3 protein-coding genes are annotated in these 3,247 nt (G+C 73.6%); 2 read left to right on the forward strand and 1 reads right to left on the reverse strand.

The annotated features are described in order from the left end of the window. Positions 1 to 1,057 (forward strand): alpha/beta hydrolase family protein (locus tag ACWGIU_RS33640; protein WP_453711897.1); only part of this gene is annotated, 1,057 nt, incomplete at its 5' end. A gap of 23 nt (positions 1,058 to 1,080) precedes the next feature. On the opposite strand, the gene ACWGIU_RS33645 is transcribed toward ACWGIU_RS33640, so the two are convergent. Next, positions 1,081 to 2,370: a sulfite oxidase gene (locus ACWGIU_RS33645; protein WP_453711898.1), complete on the reverse strand. Its 1,290-nt coding sequence runs from the start codon at positions 2,368 to 2,370 to the stop codon at positions 1,081 to 1,083. A 149-nt stretch (positions 2,371 to 2,519) separates the two neighbouring features. Here ACWGIU_RS33645 and ACWGIU_RS33650 point away from each other — a divergent pair, with 149 nt between their 5' ends. After that, positions 2,520 to 3,053, forward strand: coding sequence for a GNAT family N-acetyltransferase (locus ACWGIU_RS33650; protein ID WP_453711899.1), 534 nt, complete (start codon positions 2,520 to 2,522; stop codon positions 3,051 to 3,053). Positions 3,054 to 3,247: the final 194 nt, after the last annotated feature.

The following is a 3,247-nucleotide window of genomic DNA, read 5'->3' on the forward strand; positions in this document are numbered from 1 at the left end:
CGAAAGACACCGCACGACGGTGGAACTCCCACGTCCCACCGGCCGTTTCGCGGTCGGCCGGGAGGACCTGCACCTGGTGGACCGCAGCCGCACGGACCCCTGGTCCGGTTCGGGCCCGCGCGAGCTCATGGTCACCATGCGCTATCCGGTGCGGCACGACACCGGCCGCACCGCCCGCTACCTCACCTCCGAAGAGGCCCGCCTGCTGCTCGTCGACCGCGGGCTGGACCAGGTGATCCCGGTCGAGACCCTGACCGGCACACGGACCCACAGCCGTACGGGCGCCCGCCCGGCCGCCGGACGGTACCCGCTGATCGTGCTCTCCCCTGGGTTCACCGCCCACCGGGCCACCCTCACCGCGCTCGCCGAGGACCTGGCCTCCCGCGGCTACGTCGTCGCCGCGGTGGACCACGCCTACGAGAGCGTGGGCACCGCCTTCCCCGGCGGGCGGGTACTGCGGTGCCTGGCCTGCGAGAAGGTGCAGGACGAGGAGGGCTACCGGACCGTCGGGGACACCCGGGCCCGTGACGTCTCGTTCCTCCTGGACCGCCTCACCGGACGCAGCCCCGCCTGGCGCCACGCCGGACTCATCGACAGGAGCCGCATCGCGATGGCCGGCCACTCCATCGGCGGCGCCGGGGCCGCCGCCGCGATGGCCGCCGACCGCAGGATCCTGGCCGGGGTCAACATGGACGGCGGTTTCTCCACACCGGTCCCCGCGGCCGGACTCGGCGGGCGACCCTTCATGCTGCTCGGCGCACAACAGCGCGGCCCCGGCGGCAACGCGAGCTGGGACCGCGACTGGCCGTTGCTCGACGGCTGGAAGCGCTGGATCACCTTCGCCGACTCCGGCCACTTCACCTTCACCGACTTCCCGGCGATCGGCGAACAGCTGGGCCTGCCCGACGACGAGGCCCCGCTGCCCGGCGCCCGCTCCGTCGAACTGACCCGGCGCTACGTCGGCGCCTTCTTCGACCAGCACCTGGGAGGCAGCCCGCAGCCCGTGCTCGACGGGCCGTCCCCCGACGCGCCGGAGGTCCGCTTCCACACCCCGTGACCCCCCTGGGCCCGGGGGCCGGGTCAGAACACCGTCACGGGGTGGCGGACCACAGCGTCGAAGAGGTACCCCTGCGTGTTGTGGACCGACCGATCGGGCTGCGTCCGCCCGGTCGCGTCGGTCGCCCGCGCCAGCAGCGAGGTCGCCCCCGTGGTCCGCGGGGTCCACGGCACGGACCAGCGCACCCAGCCACCCCGGCCCGGGGTGTCGTGCAGCCGGGCCCGCCGCCAGTGGCCGCCGCCGTCCATGCTGACGTCGATCCGGGTGACCGGTGCCGCCGCCGACCAGGAACGGCCGGTCAGCAGCCGGGTCCGGTGCACGGGAACGGTGGCCCCCGGCTCCAGCTCGAAAGCGCTCTTGAGGGTCTGCCGGGTCAGCGGGGCACTGCCCTGCGCCGGGTGCTCGGGCGAGAACAGCCGGTACATGTCGGTGTTCCAGGGCGAGTACAGCGGCTCCCCGCTCACCTCGATGTCCCCGACCCATTTGATCGACGAGATCCCGACCCAGTCCGGAACCACGAGGCGCACCGGCCCGCCGTGGTCGGGCGGCAGCGGTTGCCCGTTCATCTCGTAGGCCAGCAGTACGTCGTCCAGCGCCTTCGAGACCGGCAGCGGGCGCCGCACCCGCCCGAGGTTCACCCCGTCCGCCACCACCTCGTCATCCAGCCCGCGCGGCATGACGTCCACGGCGTCGCGGGTCACGCCCGCCAGGCGCAGGACATCCGACAGCCGCGCGCCGCGCCAGCGTGCGACGCCGATCGCGCCCAGGGTCCAGGCGGTGCCCGTGACGGGCTGACCCTGCTGCGTGGTGTAGAAGCTCCGGCCGTTGCCCGCGCACTCGATGAACAGCGTCCGTTCCACCGGCCGCAGGGCGCGCAGCCGCGCGTACGACAGCTCCAGCGGGCCGCCCGCCAGCCCGTCGCCCCACACCTTCAGCCGCCACCCGTCGGCATCGATCCGCGGGGTGGAGGTGTGGTTGCGCACGAAGAACCGGTCGATCGGGGTGAGCTCACCCGTGCCGCGCAACGCCGCGAAGTTCGTCTCCGCGTTCGTACCGCGAAGGATGAACAGTTCGGGCGGCAGCGACTTGACGGTGCGGGGCACCGGGTCGGCGACGGGTGCGGCCGTCACTCCCGGGACGGCCGAGGCCGTGCCGCCGCCCGCGGCCACGCCCAGCGATCCGGCGGCGGCCCCCACCGCGAACAGCTTCAGCAGATCACGGCGGTCCACTCCGGCGGAGCGGGCGCGGCCGCGCACCCACTGCCGCAGGCGCGTGCGGTCGTACCGGCTCTCGTCCGACAGATCGAGGGACATGGCAGGAGCACTCCTTGGTCGCGGTTCTCACGGACCGTAGAGGCCCGCGGCGAGTCGCGGGAACCTTCCCGCGGCGCCCGCCACACATCCGCAACATCGCCGCAACGGCCGATTACCGCTGGTCGGCGGAATTTCGGCAGGATGTGGGCATGACCGAGATCCGTACCCCCCGACTCCTCCTCCGCCGCTGGACCGACGACGACCTCGTCCCGCTTTCGGAGATCAACGCCGACGCGGAGGTGATGCGCTGGATCGGCGAGGGCGAGACCCTCGACCTGGACGGCACCGCCGAGGAGATCGAGCGCTGGGAGGAGGAGTGGGACGAGGAGGGCTTCGGAATCTTCGCCGTCGAGCTCCTGGCTTCCGGGGAGCTGATCGGCGCCGTCGGCCTCTCGATCCCCGAGCACCTGCCCGAGGCACTGCCGGACGCCGAGATCACGTGGCGGCTCGGCCGCCAGTACTGGGGCCAGGGCTACGCCTCCGAGGCCGCCCAGGCCACCCTGGAGTTCGCCCTCCAGGACCGGGGCCTGGGCCGGGTCGTCGCGATCAACCGGGCGGGCAACGAGGACTCCGAGAACGTGATCCGCAAGCTCGGCATGGTCCTGGAGCGCGACACCACGGACCCCCGGTACGGGCACCTCCTGCAGATCCACGGCATCGACCTCACCGAGTACGAGGCCTGAGCCTGCCGTGCATCCGGCTCGTCGGGTCCGACACCGACCGGCGGGTTGCCGGTTCTACGGGCCGGAGGGCGGGCGGCCGGGACAGGGCCGGCCCCGGCCGCGTGCACCCGCGATGACCGCGCCGCACCCCCGTTCCCGCGCGCCTCGGGCCGCGGCAGCCCGGCCCGCACCCTCGTCCTCATCCGGTGACGGCC

This window comes from Streptomyces sp. NPDC054840, assembly GCF_053611065.1.

What these genes read in the sequence shown, in the direction of transcription:
- ACWGIU_RS33645 (WP_453711898.1), bottom strand. Translation starts at nt 2,370, where the DNA reads ATGTCCCTCGATCTGTCGGACGAGAGCCGGTACGACCGCACGCGCCTG.
- ACWGIU_RS33650 (WP_453711899.1), top strand. Translation starts at nt 2,520, where the DNA reads ATGACCGAGATCCGTACCCCCCGACTCCTCCTCCGCCGCTGGACCGAC.